Source organism: Micromonospora sp. DT4 (assembly GCF_049841675.1).
Taxonomy (GTDB): domain Bacteria; phylum Actinomycetota; class Actinomycetes; order Mycobacteriales; family Micromonosporaceae; genus Micromonospora.
The window spans coordinates 1-438 of the sequence record NZ_JBNCKT010000397.1; the positions used below are offsets into that span (position 1 = coordinate 1).

At 67.1% G+C, this 438-nt stretch carries 1 protein-coding gene; it reads right to left on the bottom strand.

Annotation, left to right across the window (positions count from 1 at the left end; translation table 11 throughout):
• On the bottom strand, positions 1 to 365 hold a 365-nt coding region (locus ACLQ24_RS30285; protein ID WP_425895148.1), incomplete at its 3' end, for an IS5 family transposase.
• Positions 366 to 438 lie beyond the last annotated feature (73 nt).

The window sequence follows — 438 nt, forward strand, 5'->3', positions numbered from 1 at the left end:
CCCGGATGGTCGGCTGGGGGTTGGTGGCGGGCGCCGGCGGCGTGCTGGTGGGCGCGGATCACGCTGCTGTCGAGGCTGACGGTCCAGTCATCGCCCTCGTCCAGGTCGGCGTCCAACCGCAACCGCTCGGCGATGCGCTGCCAGGTGCCGTCCAACGCCCAGCGGCGTTTACGCAGGTAGACGGTTTTCCAGTTACCGAAGCGGGCGGGCAGGTCCCGCCAGGGGATACCGGTACGTTCCCGGAACAGAATGCCACTGATCACGGTCCGGTGGTCCCGCCACCTGCCGCCCCTGGCGGGATCGGCAGGCAGCAGGGGCTCAATGAGGTCCCACTCGGCATCGGTGAGCTCGAATCGTGCAGACATAGCGCTCGGGTAACACTCCGGACACCCGTGATGTTCCTACCCCACCAACCATGATCCACAAGACAGGCCCTAG